21 protein-coding genes are annotated in these 15825 nt (G+C 59.2%); 8 read left to right on the forward strand and 13 right to left on the reverse strand.

What is annotated here, in order from left to right; genetic code table 11:
* The 5 genes from MU516_RS16730 to MU516_RS16750 all read right to left on the reverse strand — a co-directional run.
* Positions 1 to 2029: VirB4 family type IV secretion/conjugal transfer ATPase (locus MU516_RS16730; RefSeq protein WP_260278411.1), on the reverse strand; the 2029-nt coding region annotated here is incomplete at its 3' end.
* Complete coding sequence (locus MU516_RS16735) at positions 2022 to 2291, reverse strand: VirB3 family type IV secretion system protein (RefSeq protein WP_209059471.1); 270 nt, start codon at positions 2289 to 2291, stop codon at positions 2022 to 2024. The genes MU516_RS16730 and MU516_RS16735, both read right to left, overlap by 8 nt.
* Positions 2291 to 2602: a TrbC/VirB2 family protein gene (locus MU516_RS16740; protein ID WP_260278412.1), complete on the reverse strand. Its 312-nt coding sequence runs from the start codon at positions 2600 to 2602 to the stop codon at positions 2291 to 2293. The genes MU516_RS16735 and MU516_RS16740 overlap by 1 nt, the downstream gene beginning before the upstream one ends.
* Positions 2603 to 2614: 12 nt before the next feature.
* Entirely contained in the window at positions 2615 to 3151 is a 537-nt protein-coding gene (locus tag MU516_RS16745; protein ID WP_425606880.1) for a lytic transglycosylase domain-containing protein, read from the reverse strand.
* Between the two features lie 181 nt (positions 3152 to 3332).
* Positions 3333 to 3683: a hypothetical protein gene (locus MU516_RS16750; RefSeq protein ID WP_260278413.1), complete on the reverse strand. Its 351-nt coding sequence runs from the start codon at positions 3681 to 3683 to the stop codon at positions 3333 to 3335.
* A gap of 369 nt (positions 3684 to 4052) precedes the next feature.
* On the opposite strand from MU516_RS16750, the gene MU516_RS16755 reads away from it, so the two are divergent.
* From MU516_RS16755 to MU516_RS16765, 3 genes are all read left to right on the forward strand, one after another.
* The gene (locus tag MU516_RS16755) at positions 4053 to 4604 is read left to right on the forward strand and encodes a hypothetical protein (RefSeq protein ID WP_260278414.1); all 552 of its coding nucleotides are present in this window, start codon (positions 4053 to 4055) and stop codon (positions 4602 to 4604) included.
* A gap of 309 nt (positions 4605 to 4913) precedes the next feature.
* The gene (repC, locus tag MU516_RS16760; RefSeq protein WP_260278415.1) at positions 4914 to 6170 is read left to right on the forward strand and encodes a replication initiation protein RepC; all 1257 of its coding nucleotides are present in this window, start codon (positions 4914 to 4916) and stop codon (positions 6168 to 6170) included.
* Positions 6167 to 6487, forward strand: coding sequence for a hypothetical protein (locus tag MU516_RS16765; RefSeq protein ID WP_260278416.1), 321 nt, complete (start codon positions 6167 to 6169; stop codon positions 6485 to 6487). The genes repC and MU516_RS16765 overlap by 4 nt, the downstream gene beginning before the upstream one ends.
* A 67-nt stretch (positions 6488 to 6554) precedes the next feature.
* On the opposite strand, the gene MU516_RS16770 is transcribed toward MU516_RS16765, so the two are convergent.
* Together MU516_RS16770 and MU516_RS16775 are read right to left on the reverse strand one after the other, a co-directional pair.
* On the reverse strand, positions 6555 to 6863 hold the full coding sequence (locus MU516_RS16770; protein WP_260278417.1) for a hypothetical protein: 309 nt from the start codon (positions 6861 to 6863) through the stop codon (positions 6555 to 6557).
* 60 nt (positions 6864 to 6923) lie between these two features.
* Positions 6924 to 7277: a thermonuclease family protein gene (locus MU516_RS16775; protein WP_260278418.1), complete on the reverse strand. Its 354-nt coding sequence runs from the start codon at positions 7275 to 7277 to the stop codon at positions 6924 to 6926.
* A gap of 137 nt (positions 7278 to 7414) precedes the next feature.
* Between MU516_RS16775 and MU516_RS16780 the strand changes: the two genes are divergently transcribed.
* A complete protein-coding gene (locus MU516_RS16780; RefSeq protein ID WP_260278419.1) occupies positions 7415 to 7936 on the forward strand; it encodes a hypothetical protein in 522 nt (173 codons plus the stop codon).
* 148 nt (positions 7937 to 8084) lie between these two features.
* On the forward strand, positions 8085 to 8660 hold the full coding sequence (locus tag MU516_RS16785) for a recombinase family protein (protein WP_260278420.1): 576 nt from the start codon (positions 8085 to 8087) through the stop codon (positions 8658 to 8660).
* Between the two features lie 381 nt (positions 8661 to 9041).
* Here the strand turns inward: MU516_RS16785 and MU516_RS16790 are convergent, their stop codons facing one another.
* The 4 genes from MU516_RS16790 to MU516_RS16805 all read right to left on the reverse strand — a co-directional run bounded on the left by MU516_RS16790 (position 9042) and on the right by MU516_RS16805 (position 11996).
* Positions 9042 to 10241, reverse strand: coding sequence for a hypothetical protein (locus MU516_RS16790; RefSeq protein WP_260278421.1), 1200 nt, complete (start codon positions 10239 to 10241; stop codon positions 9042 to 9044).
* On the reverse strand, positions 10238 to 10618 hold the full coding sequence (locus tag MU516_RS16795) for a hypothetical protein (protein ID WP_260278422.1): 381 nt from the start codon (positions 10616 to 10618) through the stop codon (positions 10238 to 10240). Before MU516_RS16795 ends, MU516_RS16790 begins: the two co-directional genes overlap by 4 nt.
* 362 nt (positions 10619 to 10980) lie before the next feature.
* Positions 10981 to 11667: an SOS response-associated peptidase gene (locus tag MU516_RS16800; RefSeq protein ID WP_260278423.1), complete on the reverse strand. Its 687-nt coding sequence runs from the start codon at positions 11665 to 11667 to the stop codon at positions 10981 to 10983.
* 17 nt (positions 11668 to 11684) lie between these two features.
* Positions 11685 to 11996: a hypothetical protein gene (locus MU516_RS16805; RefSeq protein ID WP_260278424.1), complete on the reverse strand. Its 312-nt coding sequence runs from the start codon at positions 11994 to 11996 to the stop codon at positions 11685 to 11687.
* Positions 11997 to 12098: 102 nt separating this feature from the next.
* Here MU516_RS16805 and MU516_RS16810 point away from each other — a divergent pair, with 102 nt between their 5' ends.
* Entirely contained in the window at positions 12099 to 13271 is a 1173-nt protein-coding gene (locus MU516_RS16810; protein ID WP_260278463.1) for a DNA polymerase Y family protein, read from the forward strand.
* Positions 13272 to 13794: 523 nt separating this feature from the next.
* Here MU516_RS16810 and MU516_RS16815 read toward each other — a convergent pair.
* Positions 13795 to 14448 carry an acyl-homoserine-lactone synthase gene (locus tag MU516_RS16815; protein ID WP_260278425.1) on the reverse strand — a complete coding sequence of 218 codons (654 nt, stop codon included), beginning with the start codon at positions 14446 to 14448 and terminating at the stop codon, positions 13795 to 13797.
* Entirely contained in the window at positions 14438 to 14686 is a 249-nt protein-coding gene (locus MU516_RS16820; protein WP_260278426.1) for a hypothetical protein, read from the reverse strand. The genes MU516_RS16815 and MU516_RS16820 overlap by 11 nt, the downstream gene beginning before the upstream one ends.
* 118 nt (positions 14687 to 14804) lie before the next feature.
* Here MU516_RS16820 and MU516_RS16825 point away from each other — a divergent pair, with 118 nt between their 5' ends.
* On the forward strand, positions 14805 to 15425 hold the full coding sequence (locus MU516_RS16825; protein WP_260278427.1) for a LuxR C-terminal-related transcriptional regulator: 621 nt from the start codon (positions 14805 to 14807) through the stop codon (positions 15423 to 15425).
* 152 nt (positions 15426 to 15577) lie between these two features.
* Positions 15578 to 15814 carry a DUF4113 domain-containing protein gene (locus MU516_RS16830; RefSeq protein WP_260278428.1) on the forward strand — a complete coding sequence of 79 codons (237 nt, stop codon included), beginning with the start codon at positions 15578 to 15580 and terminating at the stop codon, positions 15812 to 15814.
* Positions 15815 to 15825: the final 11 nt, after the last annotated feature.

The raw sequence follows: 15825 nt of genomic DNA on the forward strand, positions 1-15825 counted from the left end.
TCTGCGAGACGAACTGCACCAGCATGACGACGACGACGTTCTTCTTGCGCAGCGTCGCCAGCCAGGTCTTCAGCTCGCGCTGGAAGTAGAGATCGTCGAGGAACACGCCCGCCTCTTCCAGAACCAGCAGGGTCGGGGTTCTGGCGCTGACGGTCTTCTCGATCTGCCGGAAGAGATAGGCCAGCAATGCGGTCCGCTCGATCTCCATGTTGAGAAGCGCGGTCATATCGACGCCGACGATATCCGAGGCGCTGAAATCGACGATTGGCGCGCTGTCCTGACCGAAGACCCAGCCGTACTGGCCGTTGGGGGACCATTCACCGACACGCCCGCCGATATCGCCCTCGAAGGAGCGGAACCGTGTCGTGAAGTTGGTGAAGTCCTGGAAGGACGGAAGGGCCGTCGCGTTGCTTTCGACGGTGCGCGCCAGCTTCTCGGAATCGCTGACCGACAGCTGGTGCCCCTTGCGTTCCAGAAGCGCGGTCAGCCAGCTGCGCAGCCATGCCTGACCTTCCTCGTCGGTTTCCGAGGCGAGCGGATTGAGCCCGGTATTCCGGCCCGCGCGCACGGCGGTATAGGTGCCGCCAAGCGCGCGCAGGGGCATTTCCAGCGACTGGTCCTTGTCGAAGGCGATGATCCGGCAACCTGTGCGCCGCGCCTGCGCGGCCAGGAAGGCCATGATCGTGGATTTGCCCGCATCGGGCGGGCCGACGATCAGGGTGCTGGCAAACGGCGGCTCGGACTCCGCGTGGGCGAACCGACCGTGGAACGAGAAATCATACGGCGAATTGGCGCAGCTCTTGAAGGTCGTGATCGGCGTGCCCCAATAGCATTCGGAGGCGGGCTTGCCGAGCCGGACCATGTGCAGCGCGGCGAAGTCCGAGAAATTCCGGTTGGAGATGGTCAGCGGGCGCTTCTGGAACTCGTGATTGCCCGGAAACCGCGCGAACCATGCAGCGGCCAGGCCGTGCTTTTCGACGACGATCTTGAGCTTCTTCGAGCGCAGGATGGCCGTGACCGCCGTCACCTTGCGTTTGAGGGCATCGGGAGTTGCGGCATAGACGGTGACGATGGTCTGGCTGTCGCCAAAGCCCATTTGGCCCATTTGCAGATCCTCGGCGGCCTCCTGAAGCTGCGCGGCAATCTTGCCGCCGGCGCTTTCCTCAAGCGTCTGCTCAAGCCGGGTTGTCGCCTTGGCCGAGATCAGGTCGGGCAGAAGCGGCTGGTAGGTGCAGGAGATCAGGATATCGGGATCTGTGTAGAGCGTGTCGAGAATGCCGCCATGGGTCTGGGGCGAAAGGTTCGCCACGCTGATTACCGAGGCGTATCGCGTCTCGAAGTCGTCGCCGATTTCCACGGCCCGGTCGTAGATTTCGATGGGCGTGCGGATATCGTCCACGATGGTGCCGGTCTCGGACCGGGCCAGCGGCGCATAGATTCCCGTCGAGATCGCGCGCAGAAACCCGATCAGCGTGCCATCCTCGATCGCCAGCAGTTCCGAGCCGTCGCCCAGGGTCTCGGCCACACTCTGGGCAAGTTCCGCGAGATCGGACAGGCGCTCGGGCAGGTTATCCTGACGCCCATGACTGAGAAAGCCGCCGAAGATCGGCATCCGTTCCGCCATGGATTTGCGCTCGATCACCGAGAGGAAGAGCACCGGGACGCAGAGGCCCGCCGAGGTGATGTGGGTGCGCCAGGCCTGGTCCAGTTCCTTGCCGAAGCCCGGTTCGACGAAGGCTTTGGGCTGATAGTCGAAGTCGTGATAGGCCGAGCGGATCTTGTGGAAGTGGAAGCTGAAATTGTTTCCGGACTTGTCCACGAGTTCGGCAAGCCGGTCGTTGATATGGGCCAGTTCGCTTTCGCTGGCCGTGAACGGGTTGACGCCCGCGATCTTCACGACCGAGACCAGCGCCCCGCTGCGCGTGGCGATGGCATGGTTATTCTCCTCGAAGAGATAGGGCAGCATGTCTTCGAGGTCGCGGGCACCGCCGAACAGCGCCCGGATCGGGCTGGGGAAAATATCATTCATACCGGGATCCAGAGCTGGCGCGCAGCAGCCGCTCGGGCGTGCGCGAGGTCACGACCGCGATGAAGCGCGCGAAATGCGGATTGATGACCGAGGCGGCCCAGAGAGCCGCCCAGAGAACGGGGATCGCCCAGAGATACCAGAGGCTGTCGAGGAAGATGAACGTGAGGAAAGGCGGGATGAAGGCCAGCCCGGCCAGCGGCAGAGGCAGGCCAAAGAACCTGGCCTGCCGGTTGAGCCCCTGGATATACACGTTCTCCCGCATCAGTCGCCGGAGCCCCGGAAGATCGCGATGATCGACTCTGCAAGGTTGTCGCCGCCGAAGATGAAGAACAGCCCGACGACCGTCACGCCGATCCATTTCCAGTCTATGAACTTGGTGAAGATCGCCAGGAAGCCGATGATCAGCAGGATGAGGACGACGGCGGTCAGGGCAAGGTTGTTGTCGCGCAGCTGCTCGATGATGCTTTCGCCGGTATCTTCAAACCCGGACAGATCGACTTCCTGGGCATAGGCCTGGACGTTGGCAGCGCACCAGATCCCGGCGGCGACGAGCTTTTGCCTGAAGTTCAGCATTGGGTAATTCCTTTATGTCAAACGGTTGCGATAGATCGCCATGACCTTGCGGACATGGTTCCGGGTTTCCCGGTAGGGGGGGATGCCGCGATACCTGCGGACCGCACCGGGGCCGGCGTTGTAGGCCGCCAGTGCGAGTTCGGGCGTGCCGAAAGCGCCGAGCTGCATCAGCAGATAGCGCGCCCCGCCATCGAGGTTCTGGACCGGATCGCGGGGATCGACGCCGAGAAAGCGCGCGGTGCCGGGCATGAGCTGCGCAAGCCCCATCGCGCCGGCCGAGGAATAGGCTGTGACCTTGAACCCGCTTTCGACCTGGATCATCGAATGGAAGTAGGCGTCCCAATGCCGGGGCGAGAAGCCTGCGGCACGGATCGCAGGATGGGATGCGTAGCGTGCGGCGGCTGCCGTCACCATGTCCCGGATGGACACTGACGCCTCTGTGGGGACCAGCATCGAGCGGATCAGCGCCGGCTCATCATCTGGTGTCCGGGAGTATTCGGGATCGTCCTCGGGACGCGCGAAGATATCGCGGGCTGCGCCGGCGTTCAGGACAAAGCCGCGCGTCTCGGAGAGAACGTCGGCCTTAGCAGAAAAGGGTACGGCAAGTAGCGATGCTAGGAGGACACGGCGGGATAATGGCTCTCGTGCACAAGTCCGGGCTCCCGAATGCGTGCGATTGTCGCAGCGCGGGGGCTGGGGGACAATGACAGGCCATACCGATGCTCTTCGGTCAGTTCCTTGCCGGTGATGGTGGCTTGCTGATTTCTTGGATGAGGCGCATCCCTTCATACAAAGGAATGCGGGGACCAGATACGTCAAAGTCGTCAAGGAAAGAGATGAGGCCAGTGATGGTCTTAAACACCCGCAATTCCATAACTTTCCGGGCTGTGACAAGAATTCGTTCAACCGATCCGTCCGGCGAAACGACGCGAACTCCCCATTTTCCGAAATAGTTTGAGTGCCGCTTCGCTGCGGATTCCAGGCAGATAACTTCGATGGCCCATCCCTGGTTGATGAGCACGCGGCATCCGTCTTCGCTAACCACATTAGGAGCTTCTTTGAAGTTGTGTTCCAGTTCCACAGGTCAGCCCCAAAGGTGGATCAACCTGCTACTATGCAGGTTTGATACAATAATGCAGTAATGAGCGCAAGGTTAATTATTGTCTTGCGCCGGCGATCTTTTCAGGAGCGTAAGCTATCCGTTCACTGTGCAATTGCCAAGGAAAGCAGCGGACGGGAGGCGAGTACAAATCTGCATCATTGTGAACTCTCATCGAACAGAAGCAGCTTAGATATTGAAGTCCACTTTGACGAAGACGAACCGCCCTAGTCGGGGACACGGGAACGATCACAGTGTGCGGTAGTCCACTGTCACGATCGTTTGCATTGAAATCAAAACTGCAGTAAAGGTGCAATAATTTATCTTTGTAGTGACCCCCTGTAGCGACCCATGCCCATTCCTCGCGTTTTTGCACCCGCCTGTGTAGCAATAGCTTTCGGTATCAGCACACCCGCTGAAGCGTATCCGATCGACTGCGCGATCCTGCTTTGTCTCGCAGGTGGTTTTCCAGCCTCGGCCGAGTGTTCGGCGGCACATACGGAAATGATCCGGCGCGTCACGCCCTGGCCGATCGAGCCACCCTTGCAGCTCTGGCGTTGCCCGATGAATGGTGGATTGCCGGCCGGAAGCGCTGGAGGTGACGTTCCTGACGATGTGAGACACTATCGCGAGGGAATAGAGCTGTGGCAGGTCACCAAGCGATCTATGAACTCAAGCGGTGGGCGAGAAGTGCACCGCACGATTTCACGCCACCATTATGACGAAGGGGGGCGTTGGGTTCGGGGAGAAGCTTCACTGTTGAGTATGCCATCGTGGGTTGATCAGCAGATCATCGAGCACAATGGCATAGGGCTGGCAGGCGATTTCGGCAGCTTTAACGGCATCCTGATGCGTTACCACGACTACCGGAATCAGCCATCGTACACCTGGATCAGCTACTGAGGCTTGTCTTTGCCGCCGCCAGGAACACTATAATTGCCGTTAACCCCAAGTTGTCGTAGGGTTTCCGATTAAGGCCCCAAAGAGGAGCACGAGCAGAATCAGACAGACCATTCGGAAATGAAAACCCCCCGCACGGGGTCCGCACGAGGGGGCTTTGGGGCGTAACACAGGTTTGCCGACCTGCATTGCTCAACTCTGTTAAGAGCATAGTTACCTTCCCAACCCCGAAAATCAAGAGCAAAAACGCATCTGTGCGAACAGATCCGATATGCCTGCGGAACCTGTGCCTCAACAAACATGAGGACAGAGATGGCATTTCAGAGGGCGGCGCATCCCGCCGCGACGCGGGCCTACCGCGACACCGAAGACGAACACCCGACGCTGCCGGGCAACATGCAGCGGGACAGCTTCGCGGCCCTGGTGGAGCGCGTGGCACCGCGCCTTGGCGTCGGCCGGGCAGCTGCGAACGCCTTTGTGCGCCTGGCGTCGATGACCCGGCCGAGTGACTGGACCAGTCCGGACAGATCCCCCGTCATCTATGCCGCGGCTGGCGAGGTCGCAAAGATGCTGGATCGATCACAAGTGCGCACGCGCGTGATCACTGCCGAGCTGGAACGCGCCGGTCTGATCGAGCGCCGGACAGGCGCGAATGGCAGCCGGTCGCGGACGTCGGGAACCGGGCTCTATTTCGGGGCAGCGATTGCCCGCGCCGCTGAATTGATGGCCCTCGATGACCAATTAAAGGCCGAACGGCAGCAGGCGATCTTCCTGCGCGGCCAGCGCAGCACGCACAAGCGCCATCTGATCCGCGCGCTGGAGGGCCTGTCGGAGCTCAGCCCCCATTGCCCGGAGGCTGAAGCGATCCGGCAGGAGGCGGAGGCGTGGCCTTCAGCCGAACGGCTTCATTGTATGGACCTCGCGGCACTCGAATCCCATGTGGATGAGGCGGACAGGCTGTGCAGAACTGCACTGGATCTTCTCGAAAAACGGGAAGAATCGAACGGTGAACCGTTCGAAAACAATCGACCCTATATACAAGATACAACTGAAGAATCCTTGGTATCCTGTAACGAGACCGTGGATAAGCGGAGCGCGGGCTTGCCCGCGCACGACAATTTCCATGTCGTGCCGCCTAACGGCGGCCCGAATTGCCGAGAAAAAGATGATGGGGCGGCGAGCGGAGCGCTCAAGAGCGAATTTATCGCCCGGCTTGGACCACAGAGGCTGTTCGATCTCGCCTCACCGGACATGCAGCTGTATCTCTGCGGAAGGGCAGAGCCGGAATATCTACGATTCCACGATTTTGTCTGGGCTGCCGAGCGGCGGGTTCCGGAACTCGGCATCAGCCCCGACGCCTGGAACACGGCGCGCGAGGTGATGGGAGAGGACAGTGCCATGCTGTCGATCCTGATCCTCGATGCCCGCAAATCCGAGCCGGGCCATGTCATCTTCAAGCCTGGCGGATACTTGCGGGCCATGACGGAACGATATCGCCGTGGCGAGCTGTACCTGATCCGCAGCCTGATCGGGCTCAGCGAACGCCAGAGGGCAGGGCACGGATCATGAAACCCGAACTGGCGGCCGCCGCGATCCTGCTTCTGTTCATTCACCCGGCATTTGCGCAGGCATCGATCTGTATCCCGCCGGAAGAGCCCTTCGTGCCGGCCGACGACGCAGCTTTCGGTGAATATGCCGACCTGGTGGCGGAAGATTTCGAGCGGTATTTTTCGGAAGTCCGGCCCTACATCGCGTGCCTCGACGCCGCGCGACAGGATGCCTTTGCCCGTGCGCGGGAGGTTTCCGCACAGCACGAGGCGTTCTGGAAACGGGCCGACGAGATGGGATTGACGGAGGAAGTCGCACCCGATGCTGACCCGGAGTGACTTGGCGGCCGATGCCGGTCCGGCGCTCGATCCGCGTCGTCTCGCTGCCAGCCCTTTCCGGCTCCGTTCAGCAGTCCATCGGCAGGATGATGGTGCCGTCGGTCCCGGATTTGCCGTAGCCGACCACATCCTTGCGGATGGCGCAGCCGGTGGCCTGCGCCATCAGCCGCTGCGCTTCCTCCGTGGTCAGGGCCATGCCTGCCGGGTGTGTCAGCGTCGCTTCGCCTTCACCTGGCGTCATCACCAGGTCCGAGCTGCGCGGCGTCCAGCTCACCATGATCTCCTGACCGCGATAAGTGAGCGCGCGGGTGTTCTCCGCCGGCGTGGTCTCAATGGCCGCTGCGCAGGCGCCAAGCAGACAGGGGATCAGGATCATAAATCGCTTCATGGAATGCACTCCGGAATTCACGGGCAAAGAATACAGCTCTAGGTGGAGTCACCAGTATCGTCGGCACGCGCCCTGCGCAATCATGACGCCGGCGAGATCTCGGCCGTCCGGCAATGTGCAGCTTCCGATCCATCGGTCATAGCTGCGCCTGCCGTTCAGATGGCAGGCAAGGGACTGGCCTCTGACCAGCCGCTGCATCTCGGTCTTCGCGCGCTGGCCGGCCGGCGTGCCCAGTTCGGCGCAATCGAGCGATCCGAAGCGAATGGCATGGCCGCCGACTTCGATCGTGTCGCCGTCGCGCACATGCGTCACAGGACCGGCGATCTTTTCCCGCGCCAGGATGGGGACCAGCCATGGCACGTATTCGGGAAATCGCTCCGCTGGGTCGATGGTGACGATCAACAGCGCCAGGAGGCTGAGGACAATAAGGGCAGGGGACTTCATGCCACGGTTTCTAGCAGAAAAGCAGGCTGTGTTCATGAAATGTTTTCATCGCTCGACGCGGCCATGGTAATCTTCATCTGAAAGGAGATCGAGCCATGACCCGGCCCATTCAGATCAGGACTGCAAGTCAGCGCGAAGTTGCGGCCTTCGTGGCGCACCAGCGCGATGAGGAAGGCAAAGCCGCCCTAGCCAGAGCGGCGCGCGATTGCGAGTGGCAAGACGACTTCGATGACGAGGATCTGGAATGCGAGGCGTGGGAACAGGCTGCGGCGCAATTGCTCGATGAAGGACGAGAGATCTTCGGGAGCGAAGCTGCGGCGCAGATGGAGTTCGATCGCATCGTCAAACGCCGGGCCAAGGCATCCGCGCAACAAAATCTCTCCGGGGGCAGATCATGGACGCCAAGCCCTTTTGAAGAAAGTCGCGCGTTCTTCCTGGCACTCCGCCAAGGCGTGCCGTTGATCCTTCTGCTCATCTTTGTCGGCTTGCCAGTCGCGACGTTAATCGGAACCGTTAGCGCAGTTCCACTGATGGCCGCGATCGCGGGGATCGTCTGGTATGTCCATAGCCGGATGTTGGAAAACATCAGAGAGATGCGACCCGCGGACGACGATTGAGGGGCGGCCCCCAATTCATCTTAGTATGTGTCCCATTTGGGTACACCCATTATGGACGTTCTTCATGAACACCGCCTACAGCGGAATGACTGTTCAATTTGGGTCTGTTTATATATATTGAACACATTTCGCCAAGGTCATACCCAAAATGAACAAACCGAGCCCTAGAATCGGCTACGCCCGAACATCGACCGTCGATCAGAACCTTGATGCCCAAATCGAGGCTCTGACGGCTGTCGGATGTGGGATGGTGCGCCAAGAACAGCGCAGCGGGACCACGCTGGAAGGCCGCCCAGAGTTAAGGACGATACTCGACTTCATCCATCCAGGCGAAACCCTGGTGGTCACACGGATCGACCGGCTGGCGCGGTCGATGCAGGATCTTCAGACTATCGTTGCCAGGTTGAAGGCGAAGGGGGCCCATTTGGCAGCCACCGAACAGCCCGTAGATACGTCAACCGCAGCGGGCAAGGCGTTCTTCGACATGCTTGGTGTCTTTGCTGAGTTCGAGACCAATCTACGACGGGAGCGGCAGGCTGAAGGTATCAAGGCCGCGAAACGAAAAGGGGTCTACCGTGGCCGTCCGCCCAAGATCGACATGGGAAAGGTGCAGGCTAAACTTAGTGCAGGCATTTCTCCGACGAAAATTGCTCTCGAGATGGGGATTTCGCGCGGCACTGTCTATAAAGCAAAGGCACAGATGCCGAGAAGCGTAGATGGGTAAACGAAGCAGGCGCGCCCCTCGCACCGGTCGAGCTGACCCGTGGCGTACGGGCGGCCGGCGCGCTCAATCCACGCTGCGGCTGCGAGCGGCATCTACAGATAAGGGCGGAGAGCCGTCATTCGCTGCAAATGCGCCGAAAGGCAGCTGTCTGCATTAGTAGGACCATTTTCTAATATGCTATGCTGCCCGAGGCTCACGGACCACACCGGCCAATCAGCGGACGGATATAAGGCTTACATTGTCCGAAAATGCCAATTCTCTGCGAGTGGCCTGAATTGCGAGTGGTAAGTTTTTTTCAATAGCTCGCAAGTGGGCGGCAACTTGCGACGTGGTTGCTATCACGGAGCTGCAGAGACACTCTGGATCCCCAAAAGGTAGCGATCAGTTGGGAGATTCCGTTTTCGTAAAGATGTCGGCAGCGCTGTCACAGTTCATGATATCGCGCCGGGATCGGCTAAAGATAGTTCCGTGAGCTCGCAACATGTTCCCCGTCTGAAAGTGATCCATAGCTTTCATCTCCGCGAAGTCTTCAGCGCTAAAATTGCACCTAACCTCATTTGTCCCGAGCACCTTGATAACCACATTCAGCGTTCCCTCATTAATGATAGAGATCACACCGGTCACAAACTGTGGCTTTTCGAAGAACCTTCGATGCGCCTCTTTTAGTTCTGCTGTATCATCACCATCAAACTTCAGCGTTCTCCAAGCGCCGTCCACTTCGCCAGAAAACTCAATATCCGAGAAAGCATCTCGCCGATCCGGAAATATCGAGGATATGTCCCTGATCAAAAGCGCGAAGTTAGAAACTGTCGCGTCATCAAGTTTACCGAGATCGAGGGCGTTCTTGAGTTCTCGAAGGTTATTTAAAGTCTTGCCTTTGGTTTCCCAAAAGATGTTTCTAAGATCATCTTGGCTGACGGCATCGCCCATGAAGTAGTTTGACACAATCTCTTGCCTTGGAAGTTTGGGCCTCTCAATATTTATGATAAGGGATCCAAACTCTGGCTCGGTAATCTGAAAATCGTATACTTGGCTTTTAGAGGACTTAACCTCAGCTGGAGCCAAGAGCTTGCGGGCAACCACATAAGCGTTATCCACCATTTTCTTGAATTGATGAAAAGCCATTCTTTCATGATTCAACGTGCCGCCGGAGAGGCGAATTGAGAAGTAGCTTTTCGCTTGATCGACGGTATCTGCAACACCGTCCACTTCTAACGACAACGCGGCCCCAGGATCCGGTAGAAATGACTGATCAAAGCGGTCTATGTCAATTGGCCAATAGCGGCGGACAACATAGTCAGACGCGCATTCCACCACGATGAAATCGCCCGAGCGCAGTGCGCCCAAAATAGAAAGTTTATTGTTCTTGAGAAGGGATATAGCCTCTTCGGTTATTGAAGAGGCTGCAAATAGAAACCCATCTTCAAGGTCCATAACGTTTAGGAATATATAATCCTCGAACCCCACCTTTGCAGTAAATAGGATAGGGTCGTCATATTTTTCAAGAACCTCCGTCGCTCTGATCTGCATGTTTTCCATGTCACAAAGCGCCGGATCGTTCATGCTCCACATTTCGCTCACGGCATCACCTTGCAATACGAAACAACATCCGCTCCAACATATTTCCAGAAGTCGCGGTGCCCACTTCCATGGTTCACTACACCATGGTGATTTTGCAATTGAACTTCCAGCCACATGCCTTGTCGGCGGAACTTCTTGTATCTCGCCATCATGGCTTCAGCAGTCCGCCAGCTGTCAAAGATAGAACACGCCCATGAGTCACACTTTTCAGGTGGGCGCAGGGGCTTTTTATTTGTTCTGTAGTCCGACTCAAAATCGTCGTTCGTCCAGGTTGGACCGGGAACGTGACGATAGAACGTGCCGTCTGGAGCTTGCGCGTCGCCTGGAGGGCACTGGTCAGTAACGTAGTTCGGAATTTCTGGGTCGAAATGAGGCATTGGTATACTTTACATCGGCTACTTATAGGCGGGCTGAACGCGCAGCGTGTGAGTTTCAATGAGGCCCAGGGCAGGTTGAGTCAAGAATTTCCTATTGGCTGCGAAGCGACTTCATTACCCCATATTCTGAAACTTTGGAGGTTGTGAGTGGTTCATGACGTCCCAGTAGTCACGCGTTGCTGACCTCGGCCTGCGGGGCCATGCTGCACGATGGCTTGGATGGCCGCTTTGGGAAGGCTGCACAGCAGCGAAAGCACGTTCCGTGAGAGGCGGCTTAGGGCCGTCTTGCGTCGGCCGATGGAGTCGATGCGCGGTTCGCTCCCAGACAGGTGGCGAGCGCCGTTCGGCGCAGAGTCCACCGCTTACAGATCGTCCACGGCGGCGGTATCCGCCGTGATCCCGATCCCCTCACAGACAATCTGCATTCGATCAGAGGGAAACGGCCGCATCAGCCGCGCAGCATCCTCGGCGCTGCCAGCTAGCCAGGTGTCATAATCCTGCTCGTCCAGGATCACCGGCATCCGTGTCGGATGCACTGGCTTGACCAGATCGTTGGCCGTTGTCGTGACCATCGTATGGGTCAGCCAATCGCCAGCCTCACCGTCGATGCTTGGCTGCCCCGCGCGCCAGAGGCCGGCGAACGCAAATGGCGGCCGCGCGGCGCCGCCCTTGATCGCGAACCAGAAATCCGTCGCCGGGTTCTTGCCCTTGGCCTCGCGGAATGCCGAGCCCGGAATCAGGCAACGCCGATTGAGAAAACTGTCCTTCCATAGACCCGACGATCGGAGCTTGTCGTCACGAGCGTTGTTCCAGGCCGCGGGCTTGATCGGTTTGCCGGTCTTCTTGCTCACCTGCGGCGTCAGGAACCCCCAATGCATCTCGACCAGCTCGCGTTCACCATCCTCACTCATGCGGACAACCGGTGCTTCATACTTCGGCCAGATGGCCGATTGGCCGCGATAGTTGCCGAGGTGATCGCGCTGACCCATCACCTCGAATATCTCGCGCATCGCCGCCTGTGACGTCGTGTTGGCATAAAGATTGCACATGCTCGCCCCCGCGCGTTTCAGCCCTGCATTCCACCATACGCCGCCGCGATCTGCGCCGAAACGCGCGCCAGCGACCTGATCCGGCGCGGGGCAGGCTCGAACCGGGCCGCCGCAATCCACGCCTCGCGCAACATTGAACCCTTCGGGTGTCGTTCGCAAAGCAGATCGACGGCCGCCATGATCTCGCTGGAAAGCGGATCGCGTCTCGCCGCGCCGGCGGCCGCGGCGTCAAGGGTTGCGATGGCCGCGGCCTGGGCCTCGCGCCCGGCGATCTGTTCCGACCAGGCGCCGCCGAACGCGACATTGCGGAGCTGACCCGACCTGTCCATTTTTCCTCCTTGCCGAATGAGAACAAAAATAGAACATAAAGGGCGATCCGACCATCCGCGATATCTGGTATCATGCCCCCCTTCCGCGTCCTCTATCTCGATATGAACAGCTTCTTCGCGAGCGTGGAACAGCAGCTCGATCCCGCGCTGCGCGGACGCCCCGTCGCAATCACCGCCGTTGATTCGGACAGCGGTGCCTGCGTCGCCGCGTCCTACGAGGCGAAGGCCCATGGCGTCAAAACCGGCACCCATGTTCGCGACGCCCGGCGACTTTGCCCCGGCATCATTTTCCGGTCGTCACGACACAGGCTCTATGTGCGCTTCAACCTGGCCGTGGCCGACGTGCTGGACCGGCATGCCGAGCTGACCCATATCCGCAGCGTTGACGAGTTTCAGTTGGCACTGTCGGGCGAAACCCGGACCCTCGCCGGCGCCGTCGATCTGGTCGCGCGTCTCAAGGCAGCCGTTGCCGCCGAGGTCGGCGACTGCCTGCGCTTCTCGGCCGGGATCGGGCCAAACCATCTTCTCGCCAAGATCGCCGGCAAGCTCGAAAAGCCCGATGGCTGCCAATGGCTCGGGCCGGACAATCTGCCCGACGCCATCGCCCATCTGTCCCTGGACGATCTGCCGGGCATTTCCACCGCCATCAAGACGCGGCTCTTTCGCGCCCGCATCTTCGATGTTCCCGGCCTATTCAGGCTCGATCCGCGTCATGCCCGGCTGATCTGGCGATCGGTCGAAGGGGAACGGTTCGTGCGGATGCTCCAGGGCATGGATATTCCGCTGGTTGCCACCGAGCGCGGCGGATTCGGCAACAGCAAGGTGCTGTCGCCCGAATACCGCGATCCGCGCCGTGCCTACCTGGTCGGCCGCTGGCTGGTCGAAAAGGCGACCGCGCGGCTGCGCCGCGATGGTCGCGTGGCCGGACGCTTCAGCCTGTCGGTCAGTTTCATGGCCGGCGGGGTCTGGTCCCGGAACGTCAGCTGCTTTCCGACGCAGGATACCGCGATCTTCCTGCGGCTTCACCGGGCCCTGTGGGTGCGCCTCTGGCGCAGCGCACGACCGGGCACGGTCATCAGCCTCGGCGTGCACCTGGGCGATGTGGGCTTGCTGCAGGACCGGCGCGGGGATCTGCTGATGCCCCTCGCTCCGGCCGAGCTGACCCGTGGAGAACGCCTATCGCGCGCGCTCGATCAGATCAACGCCCGCCATGGCGACGGCGCGATCCGCTTCGGCCTCAACACGCCCCATCCGGGGTTCTTCGAGCGTGGTTAACGCAGACGAAATCCGCCTCGCGCGCTTCATCTGCCGCAACTTTCGTCAGATATCTCTGCTGTGTTGAGCTTGTCTAACAGCCTGCGGTAGCGAATGTTATGGCTGTATGCTCCAACGGCATCGAGGAGCAACTGCCACTCGCTGCCAGTGAGTGAACTCGGCACTTTTCTCGTGCCAGTGTCGCAGGTTGTCGAAGGTTGTTTCACAATATGCTGCATTGGCGATTACTTGAAATTGCTTCCCTGACATTCTGCAGGACTAGCGTGGATCTGCGGCCTCATAGCGAACCTTCGTTCTGGAACCGTTCATCCACATTGGCGCGTCCTCACCTGTGTTCCAGCGGTAGAGCCAGCCCACGAGTTCGTTCGTCTCCACATCGACGATCCGTTTGATAGGATGGGCTACCAGTCTTTCTTTGGTCACTGTCCTATTCCCATAACAAAGGGCCGCCCGAAAACGGGCGCATTGAAATACCGCCGCATCCGGAGAGGATGACGGGTCAAATTGCTGGTGCTGTCCGGACCTACTCGACCGCGTGTCGCGCGGCTGACAGCTTCCCGAACCCGCTCGCACTGACCGGGCATTCAAAGACCTGGAAGCGACCGTCGTCATTGCCCGAAACCGGCCCCAGTGTCTTCGCCGGCCAGTCAAAGCTGCGGGCCATCCGTTGAAACGCCGGAGATCCAAGGAAAAGTACCGAACGGGCTCCCTCATCAGCGAGGAAGGCGTTCGTGGCATCCAGAAGCTTGCGCGTGATGTCACTCGACCCAGCAACCACCATGCGTGTCAGTTCCCATACGTCTGAATCCAATGGAGGCGTTTGAGTGCATAGCGTGTCGGGCAGCCCAGGCAACAGGCCGAGACAGGCGTCGCGGATCATGTAGGAATATTTCAGTGTACCTGCACCGCTCCGTTGATCGGTACGCCGCAAGCGTGCACCCCCAACCACAACGCCATCCTCGACCGCGATGATGTAGGTCGTGTCAAACGTATCATACTGCTCGAACTCGACCTCGCTCGAATGGAAAAGCGGCCAATCCAGACGGTCTATGAATACGGTTTTCCTGAGCTTCAGATAGTCGTTGACCAAGTGCCACTTCGACAGGCCCTCCGGATAGCGGACGACAACAATCTGAAGTCCGGCCTCGAAACCCTTATCGTTAAAATCAGTTTGCATGCCCGGCAACTCTGTTCAGATTGTGTTTTTGAAGCGGTTCGGTCGCGCCGATGAACAGCCTCACATTGTTTTCGGTCTTGCCCCAAACGCCCCATTCGAACAGCTCAAGCGTGATTGTTTCGCCCTCTTCGAGATGTTTGCACATCTCCAGCAAGTTATTTGCCATGTCCTGAGTGAACCTGGTGCTCGCTACCAACTTCATGCCCTTTGGGTTGGCTCTGCTGGCGAGGGTCTTCATGAGGTGGCTCCATTGCTTACCCGAATCTACATAGCCACTCCGTTTTCTATTGACACCCACCTGTCTTTTTTGGCAGTCCAAAAGGATAGGTTGACGATTTTACTTGACAGGCATTTTTATGATTGAGCAGTTGATTCCCGACGGCGAGGCAGAACTTGAGAGCCTCGCGCAGATCGGTACGACCGGATTCGTGATGGGATTCGGACTCCGCTTTGGGCAGCCGGATTTTTTCCTGAACCGCTACCCTGACGCCTGGACAGAGAAATACGAGGAAGAGAACTACTTCTTCGGCGATCCAGTCGCTGCATGGACAATCGCACGAACGGGAACAGCGCGCTGGTCAGAGATAGGATTTCCGGACCCGCGTGGAGTTGGCAAAGAAGCCGCCAAGCACGGCCTGATATATGGGGCAACCACGGTCACGAAAGTCGGCCGGAAGCGGTGCTTCCTGTCTTTGTCCCGGCCGGATCGCGAACTGGCTGATGCCGAGCTCGATCACATCGAGCGCTCCCTCAAGCGTTGGGCGAAAATCGTATGCAAATCACCTCAAGCACTGACGGAAGCTGAGCTTGACGTCCTGAAGCTCTCGCGGGACGGCCTGATCAACGTCGATATTGCTGAAAAACTCGATATCAGCCCATCAACGGTGAAATTCCGCATAAACAGTGTTCAGAAGAAGCTGGGTGTCGATAACCGTATGGCCGCCATAACCATGGCTGTGCGCAAGCAGCTGATCTAGTCGGACGATTGCCCGTTGGACTTCGCCTGATAGCGAAATTCTTCGGGCGTCGCCCTTCGGGCCGCGCCCCCCGTCTCCGGCCTTGCGGCCTCCGCCCGAGCTGATCGGACCGAGCTGATCGGACCGATGCGCGCGGCTGCGGCGCCCTGTGGGTGCGCCTCTGGCGCACCGCACGACCGGGCGCGGTCATCAGCATCAGCGTGCATCTTGGCGATGTGGGCTTGCTGCTGGACCGGCGCGGGGATCTGTTGATACCACTCGCCCCGGCCGAGCTGACCCGTGGCGAGAAGGTCTCGCGCGCGCTCGATCAGATCAACGCCCGACACGGCGACGGTGCGATCCGCTTCGGAATAAACACGCCTCATCCGGGGTTTTTCGTGAGGGGGTAGAGTTGGTGTCA

The sequence above is a fragment of the Paracoccus maritimus genome, from assembly GCF_025195095.1.
Taxonomy (GTDB): domain Bacteria; phylum Pseudomonadota; class Alphaproteobacteria; order Rhodobacterales; family Rhodobacteraceae; genus Paracoccus; species Paracoccus maritimus.

Excerpts from the sequence above, each read along its gene's own strand:
- MU516_RS16795 (WP_260278422.1), bottom strand. The coding sequence starts at position 10,618 with ATGCCTCATTTCGACCCAGAAATTCCGAACTACGTTACTGACCAGTGC.
- MU516_RS16825 (WP_260278427.1), top strand. The coding sequence starts at position 14,805 with ATGATTGAGCAGTTGATTCCCGACGGCGAGGCAGAACTTGAGAGCCTC.
- MU516_RS16755 (WP_260278414.1), top strand. The coding sequence starts at position 4,053 with ATGCCCATTCCTCGCGTTTTTGCACCCGCCTGTGTAGCAATAGCTTTC.
- MU516_RS16805 (WP_260278424.1), bottom strand. The coding sequence starts at position 11,996 with ATGGACAGGTCGGGTCAGCTCCGCAATGTCGCGTTCGGCGGCGCCTGG.
- MU516_RS16785 (WP_260278420.1), top strand. The coding sequence starts at position 8,085 with ATGAACAAACCGAGCCCTAGAATCGGCTACGCCCGAACATCGACCGTC.
- MU516_RS16810 (WP_260278463.1), top strand. The coding sequence starts at position 12,099 with ATGAACAGCTTCTTCGCGAGCGTGGAACAGCAGCTCGATCCCGCGCTG.
- MU516_RS16740 (WP_260278412.1), bottom strand. The coding sequence starts at position 2,602 with ATGCTGAACTTCAGGCAAAAGCTCGTCGCCGCCGGGATCTGGTGCGCT.
- MU516_RS16765 (WP_260278416.1), top strand. The coding sequence starts at position 6,167 with ATGAAACCCGAACTGGCGGCCGCCGCGATCCTGCTTCTGTTCATTCAC.
- MU516_RS16800 (WP_260278423.1), bottom strand. The coding sequence starts at position 11,667 with ATGTGCAATCTTTATGCCAACACGACGTCACAGGCGGCGATGCGCGAG.
- MU516_RS16770 (WP_260278417.1), bottom strand. The coding sequence starts at position 6,863 with ATGATCCTGATCCCCTGTCTGCTTGGCGCCTGCGCAGCGGCCATTGAG.
- MU516_RS16820 (WP_260278426.1), bottom strand. The coding sequence starts at position 14,686 with ATGAAGACCCTCGCCAGCAGAGCCAACCCAAAGGGCATGAAGTTGGTA.
- repC (WP_260278415.1), top strand. The coding sequence starts at position 4,914 with ATGGCATTTCAGAGGGCGGCGCATCCCGCCGCGACGCGGGCCTACCGC.
- MU516_RS16780 (WP_260278419.1), top strand. The coding sequence starts at position 7,415 with ATGACCCGGCCCATTCAGATCAGGACTGCAAGTCAGCGCGAAGTTGCG.
- MU516_RS16815 (WP_260278425.1), bottom strand. The coding sequence starts at position 14,448 with ATGCAAACTGATTTTAACGATAAGGGTTTCGAGGCCGGACTTCAGATT.
- MU516_RS16735 (WP_209059471.1), bottom strand. The coding sequence starts at position 2,291 with ATGCGGGAGAACGTGTATATCCAGGGGCTCAACCGGCAGGCCAGGTTC.